20 protein-coding genes and 1 pseudogene are annotated in these 21,839 nt (G+C 73.0%); 11 read left to right on the top strand and 10 right to left on the bottom strand.

What is annotated here, in order from left to right; all coding sequences use genetic code 11:
- The first annotated feature begins 44 nt into the window (after positions 1-44).
- The 5 genes from EAO71_RS29605 (at position 45) to EAO71_RS29585 (ending at position 5,013) form a co-directional block, all read left to right on the top strand.
- On the top strand, positions 45-1,289 hold the full coding sequence (locus EAO71_RS29605; protein WP_147980868.1) for a cytochrome P450 family protein: 1,245 nt from the start codon (positions 45-47) through the stop codon (positions 1,287-1,289).
- Between the two features lie 198 nt (positions 1,290-1,487).
- Positions 1,488-2,657 carry a PP2C family protein-serine/threonine phosphatase gene (locus EAO71_RS29600; protein WP_261992407.1) on the top strand — a complete coding sequence of 390 codons (1,170 nt, stop codon included), beginning with the start codon at positions 1,488-1,490 and terminating at the stop codon, positions 2,655-2,657.
- A gap of 120 nt (positions 2,658-2,777) precedes the next feature.
- On the top strand, positions 2,778-3,275 hold the full coding sequence (locus tag EAO71_RS29595; RefSeq protein WP_147980867.1) for a SigE family RNA polymerase sigma factor: 498 nt from the start codon (positions 2,778-2,780) through the stop codon (positions 3,273-3,275).
- Positions 3,268-3,678, top strand: a complete 411-nt coding sequence (locus EAO71_RS29590; RefSeq protein WP_147980866.1) for a hypothetical protein — start codon at positions 3,268-3,270, stop codon at positions 3,676-3,678. The genes EAO71_RS29595 and EAO71_RS29590 overlap by 8 nt, the downstream gene beginning before the upstream one ends.
- An 81-nt stretch (positions 3,679-3,759) precedes the next feature.
- Positions 3,760-5,013, top strand: coding sequence for a mannosyltransferase family protein (locus EAO71_RS29585; RefSeq protein WP_147980865.1), 1,254 nt, complete (start codon positions 3,760-3,762; stop codon positions 5,011-5,013).
- A gap of 118 nt (positions 5,014-5,131) precedes the next feature.
- On the opposite strand, the gene EAO71_RS29580 is transcribed toward EAO71_RS29585, so the two are convergent.
- From EAO71_RS29580 to EAO71_RS29560, 5 genes are read right to left on the bottom strand one after another with little or no spacing between them, the layout of a single operon-like run.
- Positions 5,132-6,094 (bottom strand): ABC transporter substrate-binding protein, encoded by a 963-nt coding sequence (locus EAO71_RS29580; RefSeq protein WP_147980864.1) that lies wholly within the window; start codon positions 6,092-6,094, stop codon positions 5,132-5,134.
- Between the two features lies 1 nt (position 6,095).
- The gene (locus EAO71_RS29575) at positions 6,096-8,048 is read right to left on the bottom strand and encodes an ABC transporter permease subunit (protein ID WP_147980863.1); all 1,953 of its coding nucleotides are present in this window, start codon (positions 8,046-8,048) and stop codon (positions 6,096-6,098) included.
- The gene (locus EAO71_RS29570) at positions 8,045-9,088 is read right to left on the bottom strand and encodes a quaternary amine ABC transporter ATP-binding protein (RefSeq protein WP_147980862.1); all 1,044 of its coding nucleotides are present in this window, start codon (positions 9,086-9,088) and stop codon (positions 8,045-8,047) included. Before EAO71_RS29570 ends, EAO71_RS29575 begins: the two co-directional genes overlap by 4 nt.
- Positions 9,088-10,608, bottom strand: coding sequence for a GMC family oxidoreductase (locus tag EAO71_RS29565; RefSeq protein ID WP_147980861.1), 1,521 nt, complete (start codon positions 10,606-10,608; stop codon positions 9,088-9,090). The genes EAO71_RS29570 and EAO71_RS29565 overlap by 1 nt, the downstream gene beginning before the upstream one ends.
- A 17-nt stretch (positions 10,609-10,625) precedes the next feature.
- Positions 10,626-12,110, bottom strand: a complete 1,485-nt coding sequence (locus tag EAO71_RS29560) for an aldehyde dehydrogenase family protein (protein WP_147980860.1) — start codon at positions 12,108-12,110, stop codon at positions 10,626-10,628.
- Between the two features lie 157 nt (positions 12,111-12,267).
- Between EAO71_RS29560 and EAO71_RS29555 the strand changes: the two are divergent.
- A pseudogene (locus tag EAO71_RS29555) lies at positions 12,268-12,534 on the top strand (MarR family transcriptional regulator); the annotation flags it as partial.
- 99 nt (positions 12,535-12,633) lie between these two features.
- The gene (locus EAO71_RS40330; protein ID WP_459112787.1) at positions 12,634-13,122 is read left to right on the top strand and encodes a DUF7737 domain-containing protein; all 489 of its coding nucleotides are present in this window, start codon (positions 12,634-12,636) and stop codon (positions 13,120-13,122) included.
- Positions 13,123-13,144: 22 nt separating this feature from the next.
- Here the strand turns inward: EAO71_RS40330 and EAO71_RS29550 are convergent, their stop codons facing one another.
- The gene (locus tag EAO71_RS29550; RefSeq protein ID WP_147980859.1) at positions 13,145-13,924 is read right to left on the bottom strand and encodes an alpha/beta fold hydrolase; all 780 of its coding nucleotides are present in this window, start codon (positions 13,922-13,924) and stop codon (positions 13,145-13,147) included.
- A gap of 136 nt (positions 13,925-14,060) precedes the next feature.
- On the opposite strand from EAO71_RS29550, the gene EAO71_RS29545 reads away from it, so the two are divergent.
- Genes EAO71_RS29545 through EAO71_RS29535 form a run of 3 tightly spaced genes read left to right on the top strand, consistent with a single transcriptional unit; the run spans position 14,061 to position 15,764 of the window.
- Positions 14,061-14,498, top strand: a complete 438-nt coding sequence (locus EAO71_RS29545; RefSeq protein WP_147980858.1) for a hypothetical protein — start codon at positions 14,061-14,063, stop codon at positions 14,496-14,498.
- A 7-nt stretch (positions 14,499-14,505) separates the two neighbouring features.
- Positions 14,506-14,937 carry a thiol-disulfide oxidoreductase DCC family protein gene (locus EAO71_RS29540; RefSeq protein WP_147980857.1) on the top strand — a complete coding sequence of 144 codons (432 nt, stop codon included), beginning with the start codon at positions 14,506-14,508 and terminating at the stop codon, positions 14,935-14,937.
- Positions 14,938-14,948: 11 nt separating this feature from the next.
- Positions 14,949-15,764 carry a TetR/AcrR family transcriptional regulator gene (locus EAO71_RS29535; RefSeq protein WP_147980856.1) on the top strand — a complete coding sequence of 272 codons (816 nt, stop codon included), beginning with the start codon at positions 14,949-14,951 and terminating at the stop codon, positions 15,762-15,764.
- A gap of 136 nt (positions 15,765-15,900) precedes the next feature.
- Here the strand turns inward: EAO71_RS29535 and EAO71_RS29530 are convergent, their stop codons facing one another.
- The 3 genes from EAO71_RS29530 to EAO71_RS29520 form a co-directional block, all read right to left on the bottom strand.
- On the bottom strand, positions 15,901-17,457 hold the full coding sequence (locus EAO71_RS29530) for an ABC transporter substrate-binding protein (RefSeq protein WP_147980855.1): 1,557 nt from the start codon (positions 17,455-17,457) through the stop codon (positions 15,901-15,903).
- 193 nt (positions 17,458-17,650) lie between these two features.
- The gene (locus EAO71_RS29525; RefSeq protein ID WP_147980854.1) at positions 17,651-19,159 is read right to left on the bottom strand and encodes a metallophosphoesterase; all 1,509 of its coding nucleotides are present in this window, start codon (positions 19,157-19,159) and stop codon (positions 17,651-17,653) included.
- Between the two features lie 12 nt (positions 19,160-19,171).
- Positions 19,172-19,417: an SCO4848 family membrane protein gene (locus EAO71_RS29520; protein ID WP_147980853.1), complete on the bottom strand. Its 246-nt coding sequence runs from the start codon at positions 19,415-19,417 to the stop codon at positions 19,172-19,174.
- A gap of 109 nt (positions 19,418-19,526) precedes the next feature.
- Between EAO71_RS29520 and EAO71_RS29515 the strand changes: the two genes are divergently transcribed.
- Positions 19,527-20,795, top strand: a complete 1,269-nt coding sequence (locus tag EAO71_RS29515; protein WP_410094099.1) for a D-alanyl-D-alanine carboxypeptidase family protein — start codon at positions 19,527-19,529, stop codon at positions 20,793-20,795.
- On the opposite strand, the gene EAO71_RS29510 is transcribed toward EAO71_RS29515, so the two are convergent.
- Positions 20,725-21,627, bottom strand: a complete 903-nt coding sequence (locus EAO71_RS29510) for a YihY/virulence factor BrkB family protein (RefSeq protein WP_147980851.1) — start codon at positions 21,625-21,627, stop codon at positions 20,725-20,727. The two genes, EAO71_RS29515 and EAO71_RS29510, sit on opposite strands and share 71 nt — an antisense overlap.
- Positions 21,628-21,839: the final 212 nt, after the last annotated feature.

Genomic DNA, 21,839 nt, shown 5'->3' with positions numbered 1-21,839 from the left:
CTCCCCGTGACCTACACCCCGACTCCCGCCCTTGGAGCATCGAGATGAGCTGCCCGTACGACCCGACCGCCGCGTCCGGCACCGACGCACTCACCCTGGACCCGTTCGTCGCGGACCTCGACGGCGAGAGCGCCCGGCTGCGCGCCGCCGGTCCACTGGCCCGCGTCGTCCTGCCCGGCGGGGTGGCCTGCTGGTCGGTCACCCACCACGCCGAGGCGCGGCGGCTGCTGACCGACTCCCGGCTGGTCAAGGACATCGACGTGTGGGGCGCCTGGCAGCGCGGCGAGATACCCCTCGACTGGCCGCTGATCGGTCTCGCCAACCCCGGCAGGTCCATGCTGACCGTCGACGGCGACGAGCACCGGCGGCTGCGGTCGCTGGTCGCGCAGGCGCTGACCGCGCGCCGGGTGGAGCGACTGCGGGCCGGCATCGAGGCGCTGACCGAGGGCATGCTCGACCGGCTGGCGGAGCGTCCGGCGGGTGACGTCGTGGACCTCAAGGCCGAGTTCGCGTACCCGCTGCCGATGAACGTGGTCGGCGAACTGATGGGGGTCGACAGCGCCGACCACCCGCGGATGAAGGCCCTGTTCGACAAGTTCTTCTCGACGCAGACCCCGCCCGAGGAGGTGCCGCAGATGATGGCGGACCTGGGCGCCCTGTTCGCGGGGATCGTCGCGGGCAAGATCGACGCCCCCGGCGACGACCTCACGAGCGCGCTGATCGAGGCGTCCGAGGGCGGGGACCGGCTCACCACGGAGGAGATCACCAACACCCTCCAGCTCATGGTGGCGGCCGGGCACGAGACGACGATCAGCCTGATCGTCAACGCCGTCGTGGCCCTGGAGACGCACCCGGAGCAGCGTGCCCTGGTCCTGAAGGGCGAGGTGCCGTGGGAGAACGTGATCGAGGAGACGCTGCGCTGGTCCACGCCCACCTCGCACGTGCTGTTCCGGTTCGCCACCGAGGACATCGAGGTCGGTGACCGGGTGCTGCCCGAGGGCGAGGCCCTGATCGTGTCGTTCGGCGCGATCGGCCGCGACGAGAACCAGCACGGCCCGACGGCGGGCTCCTTCGACGTCACCCGTACCCCGAACCGCCACATCTCCTTCGGTCACGGCCCGCACGTGTGCCCGGGCGCGGCGCTGTCCCGGCTGGAGGCCTCGGTGGCGCTGCCGGCGCTGTACGCCCGCTTCCCCGAGCTGCGGCTGGCCGTGCCCCGCGAGGAACTGCGGAACAAGCCGGTCGTCACGCAGAACGACCTGTTCGACCTTCCGGTCGTCCTGGCCTGACCCGCCGGGAGACCGTTCGGCGGCAGGACCGTCGGCGCCCCGGACCGGCTCCGGGGCGCGGACGGTGGCGTACGGTACGGCCGGTCCGGGTGCGGCGCCCCCGCGTGGCCGCGGAGGAGTGCGGCCGCGGTCGGGCCCGCGTAGGGTCGGGAAGGCACCCGCAGTGCGCCCGCCCGGCGCCGCCGAGGAGGTGGGTCCGTGGACGATTCCGGCTTCCACGCGCTCCTCGCCGGTCTCCTGGAGGAGTCGCACCACACCGCCCCGGGGGACATCGCCCGACTGCTGCGGGACACGGCGCGGGCCATGGGGCTCGAGGGCGCCGACGTCTACCTGGCGGACGTCCAGCAGACCCATCTCGTGCCCCTCGACGTCCAGGAGCCGCGCCTCGGGGTCGAGGGCACGCTCGCGGGGCGGGCCTACCGGACCGAGACACCCCAGGCGGGTACCGATCCCGCGTGCCTGTGGCTGCCCCTCATCGACGGCGTCGAGCGGATCGGCGTGCTGCGGCTGACCGGTACCGGGACGGAGGTGCCCGACCTCGCGCACGGCCGGACGCTCGCCTCCGTCACCGCGCTGCTGGTCGTCTCCAAGAGCACGTTCAGCGACACCCTCCAGCGCCTCGTGCGCACCCGTCCGATGACCCTCCAGGCCGAGCTCGCGTGGGCCTTCACCCCGCCCCGGACCCTCGGCACCCGGGCCGTCACGTCCAGCGCCGTCATGGAGCCCGCGTACGAGATCGGCGGTGACGCCTTCGACCACGCGCTGGGCGAGCAGCAGTTGCACCTGGCCGTCGTGGACGCCATGGGCCACGACGCCGCCTCGGGGCTGTCCGCGGCACTCGCCCTCGCGGGCTGCCGCTCCACCCGCCGACGGGGCCGCAGGCTCACCGACATCGCCGCCGCGGTCGACAGGACGCTGACCCGCTGGGTCCCCGAGCGGCTCCTGACCGGGGTCTTCGCCGACCTCGACGTCGCCACCGGGCGCCTCTCGTGGGTCAACTGCGGGCATCCGGCACCGCTGCTGATCCGCAACCAGCACATCGTGGCGGGCGCGCTCACCCGCGAGGCCGACCTGCCGCTGGGCTTGGGGCCCCACCCCGCGCAGACCTCACCGGCGCTCCACCACGCTCAGCTCGAACCGGGGGACCAGATCCTCATCTACACGGACGGCGTGACCGAGGCCCGCTCCGAGGAGGGCGAGCTGTTCGGCGAGGAACGCCTGGTCGACACCGTGGTCCGGGCCGCGGCGGCGGGCCGGCCGGCGCCCGAGGCGCTGCGCCGGCTGATCCACACCATCCTCGGCCACCAGAACGGCCATCTCATGGACGACGCCACGATCCTGCTCGCGGAGTGGCACCCCCAGGCGTGACCGTCACACCGGGGCCGGGGGGTGTGACGGGCGTCACGGACTTCCTTCCCCGTCCGTGTCGACCGGACGTCGTGGCAGGGGCGTATGCGGGGTGAAGCAAGAGAGATCCGGGAGTGGCTGTTGACCGTCGAGGAGTTCGAAGAGTTCTACGCCCAGACGGCGGCCCGTCTGACGGGCCAGTTGTACGTGATGCTCGGTGACCTGCACGAGGCCCAGGACGTGGTGCAGGAGGCGTTCGTCAGGGGCTGGGGCCGGCGGCGGCAGCTGGATCGGGACGGGCGGCCGGAGGCGTGGATCAGGACGGTCGCCTGGCGGCTGGCGGTGAGCCGGTGGCGGGTGCGGCGGCGGTCGGCGGAGGCCTGGCGGCGCCGGGACGCTCCGGTGGAGGTCGCCGGGCCGGGCCCCGAGCAGGTGGCGTTGGTCGACGCCCTGCGCGGGCTTCCGGACCGGCAGCGCCGGGCCGTGACGCTGCATTACCTGTGCGACCTGACCGTCGAGCAGATCGCTGCCGAGACCGGCATGTCCGCCAGCACCGTCAAGACCCATCTGGGCCGCGCCCGTACGGCGCTGGCCGATCGTCTGCAGGACCCGCGTATCGAGGAGGCCCCCGGTGCCTGAGCCCCATCACGACCCGTTGCGGCAGCTGTTCCGGCAGGCGGCCGACTCGGGGCAGGCGAGGGCCGCCGCCCCGCCGTTCGGGCACATCGCCGAGCGGGGCCGGCGCGCCCGGCGGCGCCGGCTCGCCGGAGTCGCCGCGGCGGCGTGTCTCGTCCTGGCGGGCGGCGGCGCCGCGACGGCGGCCCTCGTGACGAACCGGCCGGCGCCGGTGGTGCCCGCCACCACCCCGTCGCCCGGTGAGTCGGCGCTGCCCACCGTCGCGCCGTCGGCGACCGCCTCCACGCCGCTGGACACGTCTGACACCGGCAACTCCGCGACGCCCGGCACGACGCCGCCCGGTGGCGGCCCCTCCGCGACGCGGACCCAGCCGCCGTCCGGCGGCTCCGCCACCACCCGGCCCTGACCCCGCTCACCCCGCATGCTCGTCCACCCCGCACGCGGGGCGGTCGAGCATGCCCGCAGACACCCGAGAGAGCCCCTCCCGATGACGCTCCAGCCGCCCGCGGCACGTGAACGCGCGCTCGCCGCCCCACCCCTCCGGCCCACGAGGTCCGCTCCCGCGCCGGCGGAGCGGCCGGCCGGACGTACCGCCGGACACGTCCGGCGCGTCCTCCGGCTCCAGCCCGGCGACGGCGAGGTGCTGGTCCTGTATCTGGCCGTACGGGCCGGCGTCTGGGTGGTCGCGTACTGCACCCGCCGGCTGTTCCCCGCCGATGCCGGGAGCCACGTCCCGGCCGGCCCCCTCGCTCCGTTCGAGCACTGGGACTGGGGCCACTATCTGCACATCGCCCGCGACGGCTACTTCCCCGCCGACCCGGGGCCCGGCGGCGGTGACAACCGCGAGGCGTTCTTCCCCGGGTTTCCGCTGCTGCTGCGGGCGGTGCACGTCGTCGTGGCCGACTGGACCGCGGCCGGACTGCTGATCTCCTTCGTGGCGGGAGGCGTGGCCGTGGTCGCCCTGGCCCGGCTGGCCCGGCCGTCGCTGCCCGACGCCGAGGGCGGGCGGCGGACGGTGCTGTTCCTGCTCGCCTCGCCCTGCGGGGTCTTCCTGGCAGTGGGGTACACCGAGGCGCTGTTCCTCGCGCTGGCGCTGCCCGCGTGGCTGGCCGCGCAGCGTCACCGGTGGGCCGCGGCGGCCGTGCTCACGGCGCTGGCGACGACGGTCCGGGTCAGCGGGCTGTTCCTCGCCGCCGGGATCGCCCTGCACTTCCTGCTCGTGGCGCGGAGCGACCGACGCCATCGGCGCCGCGCGCCGTGGCAGGCGCTGCCGGCCGTGCCCGCGGCGCTGTACACGTGGTACCTGCACGCCGAGACGGGCGACTGGATGGCGTGGAAGCACGCGCAGGAGCGCGGCTGGTACCGCGAGTTCCACTCCCCGTGGTCGGCGTGGTCCCAGACCTGGGAGGGGGCGTTCGGGCAGACGATGACCACGCCCTACGCGTTCATGTTCCAGGCGGAACTGGCCGCGATGCTGGTCGGGCTCGCGCTGCTCGGGCTGCTGGTGCGGCGGCGGCATTGGCCCGAGGCGCTGTACGTCGCCCTCACGCTCTGGGCGCTCGGCACCTCGTACTGGTACACGTCGGTGCCGCGGGCCAGCCTGCTGTGGTGGCCGTTGTGGATCGCGCTGGCCGGATGGGCGCACCGGCGGCCGCGGTTCTCCGCCGTGTACCTGTGCCTGACGGTGCCCCTGTCCGTGGTGTACGCCGTCGCCTTCATGTCGGGACGCTGGGCCGGTTAGGTCCTGTCCGGGCGATCCCCCAAGATCGCCCGGACGGGACCTGGGCCTGCGCGGCGCACGGTCCCGTGCCGGCCGGTGCGGCCGACACGGGACCGTGCGTGTCTTCGCGGTGGCGCGGCTACTTCGGCAGCCATGCCTTCCAGGTCGGCTCGTTGGCGTCGACCCACCTCTTCGCCGCCTCCTGGGGCGAGAGCTTCTCCTCGGCGATCATCAGGGCGACGTCGTTCTGTGCCTCGGTGGTCCAGCGGAAGTTCTTCAGGAACGCGGCCGCCTTCCCGCCGTTCCGCTCGAATCCGCTGTTGAGGAACTTCTGCAGCGGGGTGTGCGGGTAGGCGCACGCCACCTTCTCCGGCTCGGCGTCGCAGCCCTCCTTGTAGGCGGGCAGCTTCACCTCCGTCATCGGCACCTTCTGGAACAGCCACTGGGGCTTGTACCAGTAGGTGAGGAACGGCTTCTTCTCCTTGGCGAACTGCTTGATCTGGGTGATCTGGGCCGCCTCGGAGCCGGAGAAGACGACCTGGTAGTCCAGGTCCAGGTTCTTCACCAGCGCCTTGTCGTTGGTGACGTACGACGGGGAGCCGTCCAGGAGCTGGCCCTTGCCGCCGCTCTCGGGCGTGCGGAGCTGGTCGGCGTACTTGTCGAGGTTCTTCCAGTCCGTGACGTCGGGGTGCGCCTCGGCGAAGTACGTCGGGACGAACCAGCCGATGTGGCCGGTGACTCCGAGGTCGCCGCCGGGGACGATGGTCTTCTTGTCGTCGACGTAGCGCTTCTCCTGGTCCGGGTGGCCCCAGTCCTCCAGGATCGCGTCGACGCGGCCCTGGCTGAGCGCGTCCCAGGCGGGGACCTCGTCGACCTGGACGGTGTCGACCCGGTAGCCCAGTTCGTGTTCGAGCAGGTACTGCGCGACGGCCACGTTGGCCTGCGCGCCGACCCAGGACTGGGTGGAGAGGGTGACGGTCCGCGCGCCCTGCGCGGCGGCGTACGGGGAGGCCTGCTTGGTCATGTCGGCCGCGCCGCAGCCGGTCACGGCGACGGCGAGCAGGCCGAGTCCGGCGGCTCCGGCGATGATCGGAAGTCGCATGTCAGGCCTCCTTCTCGGGGGTGGTCCGGGTCGGCTGGGTCACCCGGTCGAGCATCAGGCCGAGGCAGACGATCGCGGCGCCCGCGACGAGTCCGGTGGCCAGGTCGCCCTGGGCGAGGCCGAACACCACGTCGTAGCCGAGCGCGCCGCCACCGACCAGGCCGCCGATGATGACGACGGCGAGCACCAGGACGACGCCCTGGTTGACGGCGAGCAGCAGGGCCGGACGGGCGAGCGGCAGCTGGACCTGGCGCAGCTGCTGGAATCCGGTCGCGCCCAGGGAGCGGGCGGACTCCAGGGCCACCGGGTCGACGCCGCGCAGTCCCTGGGTGGTGATGCGGACGACGGCGGGCAGCGCGTAGACGACGGCGGCGGCGACCGCCGGGGCCCGGCCGACGCCGAAGAGGGCGACGACGGGGATCAGGTAGACGAACTGCGGCAGGGTCTGGAAGACGTCCAGGACGGGGCGCAGCGCGCGCTCGACGCGGGTGCTGCGGGCGGCGGCGATCGCGACGGCGAAGCCGATCACGAGGGTGACGGCGACGGCGGCGAGCACCTGGGAGAGGGTGTCGAGCGAGGCGTCCCACACACCCAGGACGCCGATGCCGGCCATCGCGAGGACGGCGGTCAGGGCGGTGCGCCAGGTGCCGACCAGCAGGGCGAGCACGCCGACGAGCAGCAGGACCGCCCACCAGGGCAGCGCCTGGAGGCCCGAGCGCAGCGGGTCGAGCACCCACTGGGTGAAGTGGGCCGCCCAGTCGGCGGTGCCGCCGATGACCGGGACGCCCGAGTAGAGGTGGGCGGTCATCCAGTCGACGACCTTGTTGACGGGTTCGGCGATGTCGAGGTGCCAGGTGCCCGGCCAGGCCGCGTGGCCCGCGAGGCGGCCGGCGACGGCAGCCGCGGTCGCCGCGGCCGCGGCGACGGCCCAGCCGCGCAGGCCGCGCAGGGCGGAGGTGCGGGGTGCGGCGCCGATCCGGGCGCCGGCCGCGCCGGCGGTGCGGTCGAGGACGACCGCGAGGAGCACGATCGGGATGCCGGCGGCGAGGGCCGCGCCGACGTCGACCGAGGCGAGGGCCTGGTAGACGCGGTCGCCGAGTCCGCCGGCGCCGATGACCGAGGCGATGACGGCCATCGACAGCGCCATCATGATCGACTGGTTGACGCCGAGGAGGAGTTCCTTGCGGGCGAGCGGGAGGCGGGCGCTGAGCAGCCGCTGCCGGCCGGTCGCGCCGAGCGAGTCCACGGCCTCCAGGACGCCGGGGTCGGCGTCGCGCAGGCCGAGTGCGGTGAGCCGCGCCATCGGCGGGGCGGCGTAGACGACGGTGGCGAGGACGGCCGCGGGGACGCCGATGCCGAAGACGAGGACGACCGGCAGCAGGTAGGCGAAGGCGGGCAGGACCTGCATGGTGTCCAGGACCGGGCGCAGGGCGCGGAAGGTCCGGTCGGAGAGGCCGGCGGCCAGTCCGAGGACGCCGCCGACCAGCACGGACGCGGCGACCGCGACGACCATGAGGGCCAGGGTCTGCATGGTGGGGACCCACATGCCGAGCAGACCGCAGACGGCGAAGGCGCCGGCGGTCGTGAGCGCGAGGCGCGGTCCGGCGACGCGCCAGGCGATCAGACCGCCGGCCGCGGTGACGCCGGCCCAGCCGGCGGCGAGGAGCAGCAGGTAGACGCCGCGGACGGACAGCACGACGCCGTTGCTGACGTGGCCGAGGAAGTACAGGAAGACCGGGTGGTCGTCGCGGTTGTCGATGATCCAGTCGCCGGTCCGGCCGAGCGGGCCGGACAGGTCGACGGTCAGGGAGGCGGGCCAGCTGCCGCCGCCCGCGAGCAGGATGCCCAGCGGGACGAGCACGACGACGGCGAGGGCGAGGGGCAGGTACCTGCGGAGGGCGGCGCGGGAGACCGCGCCGGACTCGCGCAGGGGTGCGCTGACGGCTGCGGTCATGCTGCCGCCTTCCCGGTCGGGACACCGGCGACGACCGACAGCAGTTCCCTGTCGTCGACGATGCCGACGCAACGGCCCTGGTCGAGGACCCGGACCGGGCCGCCGCTGCGGGCGACGGCCTCGATGGCCTCGGAGACGGTCGCGCCGGGGGCGAGGGCGGGGCCGTGGTCGGCCTCGTCGCCGCAGGGCGGTCGCATGGCGGTGCGGACGGTGACGACCTGCTCGCGCGGGACGTCGCGGACGAAGTCGCGGACGTAGTCGTCGGCGGGCGAACCGACGATCTCCTCGGGGGTGCCGAGCTGGACGATGCGGCCGTCGCGCATCAGGGCGATGCGGGAGCCCAGTCGCAGGGCCTCGCTGAGGTCGTGGGTGATGAAGACCATGGTGCGGCCCTCCTCCCGGTGCAGGCGGACGACCTCCTCCTGCATGTCCCGCCGGATCAGCGGGTCGAGCGCGCTGAACGGCTCGTCGAACAGGAGCACTTCGGGGTCGACGACGAGCGCCCGGGCGAGGCCCACGCGCTGCTGCTGGCCGCCGGAGAGCTGGCCGGGCCTGCGGTCCTCGAGTCCGGCGAGGCCGACCTTGTCGACGGCCTCGGCGGCCTTGGCGCGGCGCTCGGCACGGCCCATCCCCTGGATCTCCAGGCCGTAGGCGACGTTGTCGAGCACGGAGCGGTGCGGCAGCAGGCCGAAGTGCTGGAAGACCATCGAGGCGCGGTGGCGGCGCAGTTCGCGCAGCCGGGCCCTGTCCATGGACAGGACGTCCTCGCCCTCCATGGCGACGCTGCCGGAGGTGGGCTCGATGAGCCGGGTCAGGCAGCGCACGAGGGTGGACTTGCCGGAGCCGGACAGGCCCATGACGACGAAGACCTCACCCTGGTGGACGTCGAAGGAGACGTCCCGGACGGCGGCGGTGCAGCCGGTGCGCTCACGGAGTTCGGCGGGCGGCAGTGCGGCCAGTTCGGAGCCGGGGACCCGGTCGGCCTTGGGGCCGAAGACCTTCCAGAGGTTCTGGACGGAGAAGGCGGACGGCGTGTTCATCAGGCATGACCTCCCAGGAGTTCGGCACACTTCTCGCCGACCATGAGGACGCCGATCATCGGGTTCACGGCGGGCATGGTCGGGAAGACGGACGCGTCGGCGATGCGCAGGCCGTCGAGGCCGCGCACCTTGAGGTCCGGGTCGACCACGGCGTGTGCGTCGTCGGCGGCGCCCATCCGGCAGGTGCCGGCGGGGTGGTAGACGGTGTGGGCGACCTGACGGGCGTAGGCGCCGAGTTCCTCGTCGTCGGTGATCTCGGGCCCGGGGCAGACCTCGCGCTTGAGCCAGCCGGCGAGCGGCTCGCGGCGGGCGATCTCGCGGGCGATCTTGATGCCGTCGACGAGGGTGCGGCCGTCGTAGTCGTCCTCGTCCGTGAAGTAGCGGAAGTCCAGGGCGGGCTTGACCTCGGGGTCGGCGCTGGTGAGGTAGAGCCGGCCGCGGCTGCGCGGCTTGGGGATGTTCGGGGTCATCGACACGCCGTGGGCGGGCCGCTCGTAGCCCAGCCGCTCCGGATTGTCGGTGAAGGGGACCTGGTAGAAGTGGAACATCAGGTCCGGGCCGGGGGACGAAGGGTCGCGCCGTACGAAGAGTCCGGCGTCGCTGTCCATCGCGGAGTTCTCCGGGATGGGTCCGTGGGTCTCCCAGACGATGACCGACTCGGGGTGGTCGAGCAGGTTCTCGCCGACGCCCGGCAGGTCGTGCGCGACGGGGATGCCGAGCGCCTCCAGGTCCGCCTTGGGGCCGATGCCGGAGTGGAGGAGCAGCCGCGGGGTGTCGACGGCTCCGGCGCAGACGAGGACCTCGCGGCGTGCCTCGACGAGGAGTTCCGCCCCCTCCTTGGTGCGCACGTGGACGCCGCGGGCCCGGGTGCCGTCGAGTTCCAGGCGGAACGCCCAGGTCTCCAGCATCAGGCGGAGGTTGGGGCGCCGGTCCATGACGGGGTGGAGGTACGCGACCGAGGCGGAGGAGCGCTTGTTGTCCTCGGGGTGGTAGGCGAGGTCGAAGAACCCGACGCCCTCGTGGAAGGGGGCCTTGTTGAACCCCTCGACGCGGGGCACGCCCAGGGCTCCCTGCGCGGCGTCGACGAAGTCGCGGGCGATGGCGTTGCGGTCGTTCTCGTCGACCGGGACGATGTTGTTCAGGAGCCGGTCGAAGTACGGCTCCATGGCCCGCGCGTCCCAGCCGTCCGCGCCCGCCTCGGCCCACTCGTCCCAGTCGGACGGCAGCGGCTTGAAGGATATGAGGGTGTTGTGCGAGGAGCAGCCGCCGAGCACCCGGGCGCGGCTGTGCCGGATGTGCGAGTTGCCCCGGGGCTGTGCGGTGGTGGGGTAGTCGTAGTCGAGGTCTCCGCCGAGCAGGCCCATCCAGCGGCGCAGGGTCAGGACGTCGGGCCGGTCGACGTCGGAGGGGCCGCCCTCGATGACGGCGACGGTGACGTCGGGGTCATCGGTGAGGCGGCGGGCCAGGACGGAACCGGCGGTGCCGCCACCGACGATGACGTAGTCGTACGTGGTGCTCATGGTGTTGTTCTCCCGGCTCAGCCCGCGAACCAGCGCACGGGGCGCGGGGCGAGGTTCTGGTAGACGTGCTTGGTCTCGCGGTACTCGGCGAGCCCGGCGGGGCCGAGTTCGCGGCCGATGCCGCTCTTGCCGAAGCCGCCCCACTCCGCCTGCGGGAGGTAGGGGTGGAAGTCGTTGATCCAGACGGTGCCGTGGCGCAGCCGGCCGGCGACCCGGCGGGCGCGGGCGGCGTCGGCCGACCAGACGCCGCCGGCGAGGCCGTACTCGGTGTCGTTGGCGAGTTCGACGGCCTCGTCCTCGGTGCGGAAGGTCTCGACGGTCAGGACCGGGCCGAAGACCTCCTCGCGGACGACGCGCATGCCGCGGTGGCAGTGGTCGAGGACGGTCGGGCGGTAGAAGTGGCCGGGGCCTTCGGGGCGCCGGCCGCCGGCGCGCAGGACGGCGCCCTCGGCGAGGGCGGAGGCGACGTACTCCTCGGTCCTCGCGAGCTGCCGGGCGGAGACGAGGGGGCCGCACTCGACGCCCGGGTCGGTGCCTCGGCCGAGGCGGATCAGGTCGGCGCGGCGGGCGAGTTCGGCGACGAACCGCTCGCGCAGCGACTCCTCGACGATGAGGCGGGAGCCGGCCGAGCAGACCTGGCCGCTGTGGATGAACGCGGCGTTGAGGGCCTGGTCGACGGCGGTGTCGAAGCCCTCGTCGGTGGTGCAGGCGTCGGCGAAGACCACGTTGGGGTTCTTGCCGCCGAGTTCGAGGGCGACCTTCTTGACGCCGTCGGCGGCGGCGCGCATCACGTTCGTGCCGCTGACCAGTCCGCCGGTGAAGGAGACGAGGTCGACGCCGGGGTGCTCGGCGAGCCGTGCGCCGACGGTGTCCCCCGGGCCGGTGACGAGGTTGGCGACGCCGGACGGCAGGCCCGCCTCCGCGAGCAGGCCGAGCAGCGCGACGGTGGTGAGCGGGGTGAGTTCGCTCGGTTTGACGACGAAGGTGTTGCCCGCGGCCAGGGCCGGGGCGATCTTCCAGCTCGCCTGGAGCAGGGGGTAGTTCCAGGGGGTGATGAGGGCGCACACCCCGACGGGTTCGTGGACGACGACGCTGTGGATGTCGGGCGAACCGGCGTCGACGACCCGGCCGCCGCCCTCGCCGATGACCAGGTCGGCGAAGTAGCGGAAGGCGTCGCTGACGCAGTCGACGTCGACGCGGCCTTCCTCCAGGGTCTTTCCGGCGTCGCGGCTCTCCAGCAGACCGAGGGTCTCCCGGTCGCGCTGGAGCAGGTCGGCGACGCGGCGCAGCAGCGCGGCCCGTTCGGCGACGGGCGTGTGCGGCCAGGCGCCCTGGTCGAATGCCGTCCGTGCGGCGGCGATCGCGGCGTCGGCGTCCTGCGTGCCGCCCTCGGCCACGACCGCGAGGGTGGTGGCGTCGGCCGGGTCGAGGATCTCCCGCGTGGCGCCGGAGGCGGCGGCTCGCCACTCTCCGTCGATGTGGATGGTTCGTTGGTCCGACACGTCGCGTTCTGCCTTCCGTTCCCGTTACGTCCCCCCACCAGTGCGGGTGGGCGACCGGGGGCGCTTGCCCCTGAGGTCGGGATCCATGCGCTCCGGCCCGTCGAACGTGGTGTTCGTCACTCCGGGTAGTCGGGGGCGTGGGCGGTGGAGGGGACGGGACGCGCTCCACAAGCTCGCCGGACGCGGCGGCAGCGCGGCCCCCTCCGAGCTCGCCGAGGACCTCGACCTCGCTCCCGCCTCGGTCACCGGCCGCCTCGACGCGCTGGAGCGGCGCGGCCTGGTGCGCCGTACGCAGTCCACGACCGACCGGCGCCGGGTGGTCGTCGAGCTCACGGAGACCGGCCACCAGACATGGCAGGGGGCGATGGACGTCCTCGGCCACGAGGAGTACCGGCTGCTCGGCGTCCTCGACGAGGGCGCGCGGGGCGACGGCGTCGCCCGGCTGTGCTCCACCGACCAGGTCCGCTTCGAGCGGCGGGCCGCGGCGGGCCGGGGCGCCTGGGAGCGGGCCGCGCTGCCCGACGTGCCCCGGCTCGTGCTGTCGGAGGCGCTGCGGGACGTCGACCTGTTCACCGCGGTGGCGTCCATCGGCGCCGATCCGCAGTGGCGGGACCGCGGCGAGGAGCGGGCGTTCGACGGGTACTGGGAGAGCTGGTCGTTCGGCGAGCTCACGGAGTCGGCACGGATCCGGCGGGAGACCCTGGCGCGGCTGCTGCCCCGTACCCGGATCGCGGACCGGGTGGAGCTGACCGACCGCTTCCTGCGGGTGCGGGGCGAACTGCGGGCGTACCGGATCCATCTCGGCTCGGGCAACGTCCTGATGGAACCGGAGGACGCCTATCTGTGCATCGTGGCCGACCGGGGCGCGACGGGCGGCCCCGACAAGGTCTTCCTGCCGTTCGAGGAGGACGGCGGACTGCTGTCGGTGATCCTGTCGAAGGCGTTCCTGCTCGCCGCGGACACGGGGATCACCGACCGGACGATCACCGACCAGATACGCCGGGGGCTGTGACCCCCCTCCGGCAGATGCACACCTAGGACGGCCGCGTCCCCGCCGGAGCGGCCAGGAACCCGGCGAGCAGCGCGGCCGTCTCCTCCGGGCGCTCCAGGGCGGGGAGATGGCCGGCCCAGTCCAGCTCGACGTGCCGGGCGCGCGGCAGCAGTCCGGCGAGCCGGACGGCGATCCGCCGGAAGTCGGCCACGTCGTGGGCGCCGGAGACGACCAGGCACGGCACGTCGATGCCGGCCAGGGCGGCGGCGTCGGCCTCCGGGCCGTCCGGGAAGTACGCGTCGGGAGCGGCGAGCTGGAGGTCGAAGGCCCGCCGCTGCATCTCCCGCACCCGCTCGCGGGTCTCGGTCCCGGCCTCGGGGCCCAGCCAGGTGTCGACGTTGAGCGCGACGGCTCCGTCGATGTCGCCTTTCTCCAGGAGCGCGTCCTCCCGTCCGCCCCAGGCCCGCAGGTCCTCGCTCGGCTCGTGCCCGGGCATGCCGGCGCACAGGAGCGCGAGCGCGGAGACGCGCCGGGGGTGGCGGGCGGCGAGGTCCAGGGCGACCCGGCCGCCGAAGGACGAGCCGACGAGCGCCGCGCGCTCGATGCCGAGCGCGTCGAGGAGCGCCAGGACGTCCTCGCCGTGGTGGTGCGGGGCGTCGACCGGGGACTCGCCGAACCCGCGGAGATCGCAGCGCACCACCCGGTGGCCGGCTTCCGCCAGATGCGCGAACTGCCCGTCCCACATGCGCCGGTCGCAGACACCGGAGTGGAGCAGGACGACTGCGGAGGGGCCGTCGCCGGCCACGTCGTGAAGGAGCGTCATCCGGACGACTGTAGGCGGCGGGCCCGGCGGCCGCCCACGGTTTTCCGGCCCCCCGAACCCAGGACTTGAACATGTTCAGTCGAAGCCCTACAGTCATGAGTGCCAGCTTTTGAACGTGTTCAAGGGAGGGTGGGGCATGGACCTCACTGTCGTCGCCTACATCGTCTACCTGCTGATCAGCGTGGCCCTGACCGTCTGGGTCGCCCGCACGCTCAGCCGCAACGGAAAGATCTTCCTGGCAGACGTCCTGCACGGGAACGAGAAGCTCGCCGACGCCGTCAACCACCTCCTGGTGGTCGGCTTCTACCTGGTCAACTTCGGCTTCGTGGCCCTCTACCTGAGCCAGGACGACGCCGTCCTCGACGCCCGGGCCCTCTTCGAGGCCCTGTCGGTCAAGCTCGGAGTGGTCCTCCTGGTCCTCGGCGTGATGCACCTCGGCAACGTCTACGTGCTCAACAAGATCCGCCGCCGGGGCGTCATGGAGCGCGAGCAGATCCCGCCGGTGCCGCCGCAGGGCTGGACCGCGCCGGCCAAGGGCCCCTGGGCCCCGCCCGCACCGGGCGCCGGGGCGTGAGCCGGCCGTGACGACGCCAGCCGTACGGCCGACCACCCCCGTACACCGCCTCACGGTGCTGTACGACGCCCAGTGCTCGCTCTGCGTCCACCTGCGGCACTGGCTGATGCGCCAGCGGCAGCTCGTCCCGCTCGACCTGGTGCCGGCCTCCTCCCAGGAGGCCCGGCGCCGCTTCCCGGACCTCGACCACGCCTCCACCCTGCGGGAGATCACCGTGATCGGGGACCGGGGACAGGTCTACCGCGGCGCCTCCGCCTGGATCGTCTGCCTCTGGGCCCTGGCCGAGCACCGGCCCCGCGCCCACTGGCTGGCCACCCCGGCCGGGCAGCCCTTCGCCCGCGCCACCGTCCTCGCCGCCGCCCGCTGGCGCGAGGCGGTCAAGGCCTACGGACCGGCCTGTGAGGACGGACGGTGCGAGGCACCGGGCACACCCGGCTAGGCTCGGGCACTGTGAAGGACGTGAAGGAAGAGCAGCCCGCCGAGCCCGCCGCGACCGGCCCGGCCAAGGCCCCGGCCAAGCAGCCCAAGAGCGAGCAGACCCGCACCCTCATCCTCGAGACCGCCCTCCGGCTCTTCAAGGACCGCGGTTACGACAAGACGACGATGCGGGCGATCGCCCAGGAGGCCGGGGTCTCGGTCGGGAACGCGTACTACTACTTCTCGTCCAAGGAACACCTCGTCCAGGGCTTCTACGACCGGATCGCCGAGGAGCACCAGGCGGCCGTCGAGGGGATCCTGGACAGCGACGAGAAGGACCTCACGGCCCGCATCCGCGGGGTCCTCCTCGGCTGGCTCGACATCGCCGAGCCGTACCACGAGTTCGCGGCCCAGTTCTTCAAGAACGCCGCCGACCCGGACAGCCCGCTCAGCCCCTTCTCGCCCGAGTCCGAGGGTCCGCGCGAGGCCGCCATCGAGGTCCACCGCCGCGTGATCTCCGGCGCCTCGGTGAAGATCGACCCCGAACTCGCGGAGCCGCTGCCGCAGTTGCTCTGGCTCCAGCAGATGGGCCTGGTGCTGTTCTGGGTGTACGACCGCTCCGAGGGCTGCGCCAACAGCCGGCGGCTGGTGGACCGGCTGGCCCCGGTCACCGCGCGGGCGATCCAGCTCTCCCGCTTCCGGCTGCTGCGCCCGCTGGTGCGGGAGACCCACGACCTGCTCGCCGACTTCATGCCGACGGCGGCGGGTATGGCGGCCTCGGGCATGCCCAAGCCCACGTCGGAGAAGGCGCCCAGGGCCTCGAAGAAGACGCGGCAGCCGGAGGAGTAGCCCGCGGGGCGCCCCCGGCGGGTATCGGGGCGGACGCCCCGGGGAACGACGAGGGGCCCGGTCCGTGCGGTGCACGGGCCGGGCCCCTCGGGGCGTCCGGAGCGCCTCCGGCACGGTGGCCGGGAGGGCGAGCGGATCAGATCCAGCCGAGCTCCCACAGGCGCCAGATGCCGGTGCCGTCGGTGAGGTACTGCGAACCGGCCACGTCGTCCGTCGCCAGCACGTAGTCCTTCTTCTGCCACAGCGGCACCAGCGGGACGTCCGTGGCGACCTCCGACTGGATGGCCTCGAAGTCACTGGCGGCGGCGGCGCGGTCGCTGTACTGCTGCGTGGCGGAGATCAGCGAGTCGATCTTCCGGCTCGCGAACCCGTTGTGCATGGCGTTGTCCGTGCCGACGAGCGGAGCGGTGAAGCTGTCGGAGTCGGGGAAGTCGGGGAGCCAGCCGACCGGGTACGCGTCGTAGTCGCCCTTCGCGTACGCCTTCTGGAAGTCCTTCCACTCCGCCGCCACGAGCTTGACCTTGAAGAGCCCGGTCTTCTCCAGCTGCCGCTTCAGCTCGGCCGCCTCGGCGCCGTAGGTGGCGTCCTTGCGGTAGCCGAGGGTGAAGGACACCGGCGTCTCGACGTCGGCCTTCGCGAGCAGGCTCACGGCCTTCGCCCGGGACGGCTCGGGGTAGATGTCGTAGAACGAAGTGCTGTGCCCGTTGAAGCCCTGCGGGATGAGGGAGTACAGCGGCTCGACCGTGCCGTGGTAGGCGCCGGTGACGATCGCCGGGCGGTCGATGACGGCGGCGACGGCCTGCCGGACCGCCTTCTTCGCCATCGCGGAGCCGGGCTTCACGTTGAAGTAGAGGTTGCGGATCTCGGCGGTCTGCGCCTCGGTGATCCGCGCGGTCTCCTTGCCGCTGCCGAGCTGGGACAGGAACTCCGGCGGCATCTGCCGGTGCGTGACGTCGACCTGCTTGGTGTTCCACGCGGAGGCGAGCTGCTCGGACTCGGTGAAGTACTTGACGACGACCGCGGAGCCCTTCTTGGCGATCGCACCGCGGTAGTTCGGGTTGGGCTCGAGCCGGGCGCTCTCGCCGGGCTTGAACTCCTTGAGCACGTACGGGCCCGAGCCGTCGACCGTGTTGCCCTGGCGCAGCTGCTTCGCCGGGTACTGGTTGCGGTCGACGATCGAACCGGCACCGGTGGCGAGCTTCAGCGGGAAGGTCGCGTCCCGGCCGCCGAGGTTGAACGTGACGGTCTGGCCGTCGGCCACGACGTTCTTCAGGGTCGGGAAGAGCGGGGCCGGACCGACGTCCGCCTTGATGGCGAGCATCCGCTCGAAGGAGTACTTGACGTCCTCGGCCGTGATCTTGCGACCGTTGGAGAACGTGAGGTCGTCCCGCAGCTTGCACTGGTACGTGGTCAGCTTCGCGCCCACGAACTTGCAGTCGTCGGCGGCGTCCGGGACCGGCGTGGTGAAGCCCGGCTTGAAGGTCAGCAGCGACTGGTAGATGTTGCTGTACATCGCCCATGAGCCGGCGTCGTACGCGCCGGCCGGGTCGAGGGAGGTCACTTCGTCGGTCGTGCCGACGGTGATCGGGTCGGTCCGGACGTCGTCGGACGGCAGGAGCTGCCATCCGCCCACCCCGGCGGCCACGAGAACTCCACAAGTGATGAGGATCCGCAGACGGACCTTCGACCGCATTGCCGTGCTTCCTTTTTTAGAGCCCACCCCTGCCGCGGCGGCGCCCTGGCCATGCCGCGATGGCGTCACCCAATCACACGCAATTCACAAGTGGAAGAGTAAACCTTCACACCGCAGGTATATGTCCGGGATATGGGACTTCAGGGGACTGAGCAGCATGTATCGGCCTCTGTGCGTTGAGTGACACCTTCCGCTACGTCTGTGTCGATGCCAGCTGGACGAGGGTGATGTCGGAGGGCGCCCCGACGCGGACGGGGGGTCCCCAGGCGCCGGCGCCCCGGGAGACGTAGAGCTGGGTGTCCCCGTACCGCTCCAGTCCGGCCACGGTCGGATTGGCCAGCTCGGCGATGTGGTTCCCGGGCCAGAGCTGCCCGCCGTGGGTGTGGCCGGAGAGCTGGAGGTCGACGCCGTGCCGGACGGCGTCGTGGATCACGATCGGCTGGTGCGCGAGCAGGACGGCCGCCCGCGCGCGGTCCCGGTCGCCGAGGGCGCGCCCGAAGTCGGGCCCCTGGCCCTCGCTCTCGCCGGCGACGTCGTCGACACCCGCGAGGTCGAAGCCGGCCGCGATCTCGACGCGTTCGTTGCGCAGCGGGTGCAGCCCGAGTTCCCGGACGTGGTCGACCCAGGCGTCCGCTCCGGAGAAGTACTCGTGGTTGCCGGTGACGAAGAAGGAGCCGTGGCGGGCGGTGAGCCGGGCGAGCGGCTCGGCGGCGGGTCCGAGGTTCTCCACGGTGCCGTCGACGAGGTCGCCGACGACGGCGACGAGGTCGGGCTGGGCGGCGTTGATGGAGGCGACGATGCGCTCGGTGTGGGCGCGCCCGAGGATCGGCCCGAGGTGGATGTCGGAGACGACGGCGATCCGGTAGCCGTGGGCGGCGCGCGGCAGCTTGGCCAGCGGCACGACCACCCGCTTCACACGCGGACCGCGGAGCACGCCGTACGTCCCGAGGCCCACGGTCCCGACGGCGGCCGCGGCCGCGGCACCGCCGACGACGCGCGACACGAACAGCCGCCGCGACACGGCCGTGGCGCCGGCCGGGGACTCCGCGGTGCCGCCGGCCGGGGCGTCGGGCGTGCCGGGGCCGCCGGACGCGTCGGCGGCGGCGGGGGAACGGCCGTCCGCGTCGGCGGACTCGGACGACGGGCCGCCGGACGTGCCACGGGCGGAGGCTCCACCACCCGCCGACGGGGCGTCGGGGTGGTCCGTGAGGAGGTTCCCGTCGGCCGTCACGGCACCGGCACCCGTGCCCGATACGGCGCCGCGGCGACCGGGCGGCGCCGGGGAGACGGGCTTGCCGCCGCCCCCGGAGGGCGCGGCCGGCCCGGACCCGGTCGCGCCGGGCGCCTCGGCCGCGGGGCCCGCCGCGGCCTCGGCGGACGCCGCGCGACGGTCCAGCGCACGGCGCAGCAGCGGGCGGACGGCCTCACCGACGACGAGGGCCAGCGTCAGGTACAGCAGCAGGGCCAGCCACAGGAAGCCGGGCCAGGCCACCGCCTGCTGGAGCACGAAGGGGGCCCCGGCGCGCGACGAGACCAGGGCGGCGAGCGAGAGCAGCGGCAGCACGAAGGCCGCGGCGGTACCCAGGCGGCGCGCCAGGCTCCCGCGCACCGTCACATCGCGCACCAGGCGCCGCCATACGTACCAGTGGACGCCGCCCAGCAGGGCGAGCACCACGATGAGCACCAGCAGGAAGACCAGCACGCGCCGTGACTCCTATCCGTGTGCGCGGCGCAATGCGCGCACCCCACGCAACCCGATCACGCCGACCACCGTCCCCAAGACAAAGGACGTGATGGCGAGCAGCAGATGAACCCAGAAGTAGGCCGTCGGGTCGCCCGCGTCGTCGAAGGCGAGACCGCTCCCGTCGTTCCAGAGGTTCTTGACGAAAGTGATCCAGATGAACCAGCTCCACACCCCGAACGCGAGCAGGAACCAGGAGACCGGCCGGCTGAGCTTCATGTCCCCAGTATCACCAGGCGCCCCGCAGACCCCGCGTCCGGGTGGACGCCCCCGGACGAACCGCCTGGCGGGGTTCGGTTCGCTGATCGGTACCTGTACGTTCTCGACCGTGTCTGCTTCAAAGAAGACCGCTTGGGCGGTCACCACTGCCGCACTGCTCCCCGTCCTCGCCGCCGCCCCGGCGCACGCGGACGACAAAGAGGAGCAGCAGCCCAAGCCGCCCGCCGTCATGTCCACCGTCGGCGGCTCCCTGCTCGGGCGGCCCGGTACCCAGGTCCAGCTCGGCCCGGGCGCCCCGGTCCTGCCCAAGGAGCTGAGCGGCCGGTCCTGGATCGTCGCGGACGCGGAGACCGGCGACATCCTGGCGGCGCACAACTCCCACTGGCGCCTTCCCCCCGCCTCCACCCTCAAGATGCTCTTCGCGGACACGGTCCTGCCGAAGTTCCCGAAGACGACGACACACACCGTCACCCCCGAGGACCTCAAGGACCTCGGCGCCGGCTCCAGCCTCGTCGGCGTCAAGGAGAAGCAGACCTACACGGCGCACGACCTCTGGCTCGGCGTCTTCCTTCGCTCGGGCAACGACGCCGTGCGGGTCCTGTCCGCCATGAACGGCGGCATCCCGCAGACCGTGGCCGACATGAACGACCACGCCGCCGAACTCCAGGCGCTCGACACGTACGCCGTCTCCCCGGACGGCTACGACGCCCCCCGCCAGGTCTCCTCCGCGTACGACCTCACCCTGATCGCCCGCAGCGGCATGCAGAAGGCGGACTTCCGGGAGTACTGCGCCACGGCCCGCGCCGCCTTCCCCGGCGAGCAGAAGCCGGGGAAGAAGCGCGAGAGCTTCGAGATCCAGAACACCAACCGGCTGCTCACCGGCGACTTCGGCGTCGCGCCCTACCAGGGCATCGCCGGCGTCAAGAACGGCAACACCACGCACGCCGGCGCCACGTTCACAGGCGTCGCGGAACGCAACGGCAAAGTGCTGCTCGTGACGGTGATGAACCCGTCGTCCAAGGAGCAGCACGCGGTCTACAAGGAGACCGCCCGGCTCCTCGACTGGGGCTTCGCGGCCTCCGGCAAGGTGACCCCGGTCGGCGAGCTGGTGCCGCCGAAGTCGGCCGACACCGGGACGGGCGGGGACTCCGGCGCCGGCCCGGACGGCACGGCGCCCGCCCCCGGCAAGAACGCGCCGGACACGGCCGGCGCCCAGACCGTCGCCCAGGAGAAGTCGGGCGGGGTCGGGATCGCGCTCGGCGTGGCCGGCGGGGTCCTGGTGCTGCTCGCGGGCGCGGCCTTCCTCGTCAATCGCCGCTGGCCGCTGCCGGAGCTGGTGCGTCGTCGTCAGTCCCGGGACGAGAGCGTGAACCCGTAGCGGTCCAGGAGGCGCAGAACAGCAGCAGTTTCGCGGTGAAGTTGATCCACAGGAGCAGGGCGACCGGAACGCCGAACGCGCCGTACATCGACTTCGCCGCGACGCCGCGCATGTAGCCGCCGAGGAGCAGCTTCAGCAGCTCGAACCCGATGGCGCCGAGCACCGCCGCCACCACCAGGCGGCGGCGCGGCGGCTGGACGCCCGGCAGCAGCGTCAGCAGGTACAGCAGCATGAGGAAGTCGGCGAGCGCGGCCACGGCGACGGCCGCGGCCTGGAGCAGGATGCCGCCGATCCCGCCGTGCGAGATGCCCAGCCGGTCCGCGCTCCAGTCGACGGCGGTGGAGCCGAGCCAGGACGCGGCGAGCGAGCAGAGCCCGACGGCGCCGAGCCCGAGGAGCACGATCGCGTCCTTGCCCTTGCGCACGACGGGGTTGCCCTCCAGGTCGTCGAGCCCCCACACCGCGCGCAGGCACTCCCGCATCGAGCCGATCCAGCCGATGCCGGTGAGCAGCAGCAGGGCGCCGGCCACCAGTCCCACGGTGCCCGCGTTGGCCACGAGACCGTCGAGGTTCAGCTGGTCGGAGATGCCCGGGACCTGCTCGGAGACCTTGTCCTGGATCTTGTCGAGCTGCTCGGTGCTGAGCAGGGCGGCACCGACCGCCGCGGCCACCGTGATCAGCGGGAAGAGCGCGAGGAAGCTGATGAAGGTGATGGCGGCGGCGAGCCGGGTCCAGTGGGTCTCGTCGAGCGTCTCGTAGGAGCGCCAGGCATGCGTCTGCATGAGCCTGGTGATCCAGGGGCCGATGACGGGGAGCTTGGTCAGCCAGTCCATGTCGTACGCGTACCCCTTGGAGCGTCGATTGAGCGGAAGACGGGGGTCCGGGTTCCCGGGAACCCGGGACAGCCGGCGAGTGCCGGGCCGGCGCCGATTCCTGACAGGGTGTCGGAGCGCGCGGAGGTGAACCCGGAGGCTCGCCTCTCACCGGTGTGTCACGGGCCGGCGCGTCACGGGGCCGGCACCTGGCGGACGGGCCGCGCACGGCC

The organism is Streptomyces sp. MS191 (genome assembly GCF_008042125.1).
GTDB lineage: Bacteria > Actinomycetota > Actinomycetes > Streptomycetales > Streptomycetaceae > Streptomyces.
Note: the sequence above shows the minus strand (reverse complement) of the source record. Positions and strands in the feature narration are given on the sequence as shown.

What these genes read in the sequence shown, in the direction of transcription:
- EAO71_RS29605 (WP_147980868.1), top strand. Translation starts at nt 45, where the DNA reads ATGAGCTGCCCGTACGACCCGACCGCCGCGTCCGGCACCGACGCACTC.
- EAO71_RS29585 (WP_147980865.1), top strand. Translation starts at nt 3,760, where the DNA reads ATGACGCTCCAGCCGCCCGCGGCACGTGAACGCGCGCTCGCCGCCCCA.
- EAO71_RS29580 (WP_147980864.1), bottom strand. Translation starts at nt 6,094, where the DNA reads ATGCGACTTCCGATCATCGCCGGAGCCGCCGGACTCGGCCTGCTCGCC.
- EAO71_RS29575 (WP_147980863.1), bottom strand. Translation starts at nt 8,048, where the DNA reads ATGACCGCAGCCGTCAGCGCACCCCTGCGCGAGTCCGGCGCGGTCTCC.
- EAO71_RS29570 (WP_147980862.1), bottom strand. Translation starts at nt 9,088, where the DNA reads ATGAACACGCCGTCCGCCTTCTCCGTCCAGAACCTCTGGAAGGTCTTC.
- EAO71_RS29565 (WP_147980861.1), bottom strand. Translation starts at nt 10,608, where the DNA reads ATGAGCACCACGTACGACTACGTCATCGTCGGTGGCGGCACCGCCGGT.
- EAO71_RS29550 (WP_147980859.1), bottom strand. Translation starts at nt 13,924, where the DNA reads ATGACGCTCCTTCACGACGTGGCCGGCGACGGCCCCTCCGCAGTCGTC.
- EAO71_RS29545 (WP_147980858.1), top strand. Translation starts at nt 14,061, where the DNA reads ATGGACCTCACTGTCGTCGCCTACATCGTCTACCTGCTGATCAGCGTG.
- EAO71_RS29530 (WP_147980855.1), bottom strand. Translation starts at nt 17,457, where the DNA reads ATGCGGTCGAAGGTCCGTCTGCGGATCCTCATCACTTGTGGAGTTCTC.
- EAO71_RS29520 (WP_147980853.1), bottom strand. Translation starts at nt 19,417, where the DNA reads ATGAAGCTCAGCCGGCCGGTCTCCTGGTTCCTGCTCGCGTTCGGGGTG.
- EAO71_RS29510 (WP_147980851.1), bottom strand. Translation starts at nt 21,627, where the DNA reads ATGGACTGGCTGACCAAGCTCCCCGTCATCGGCCCCTGGATCACCAGG.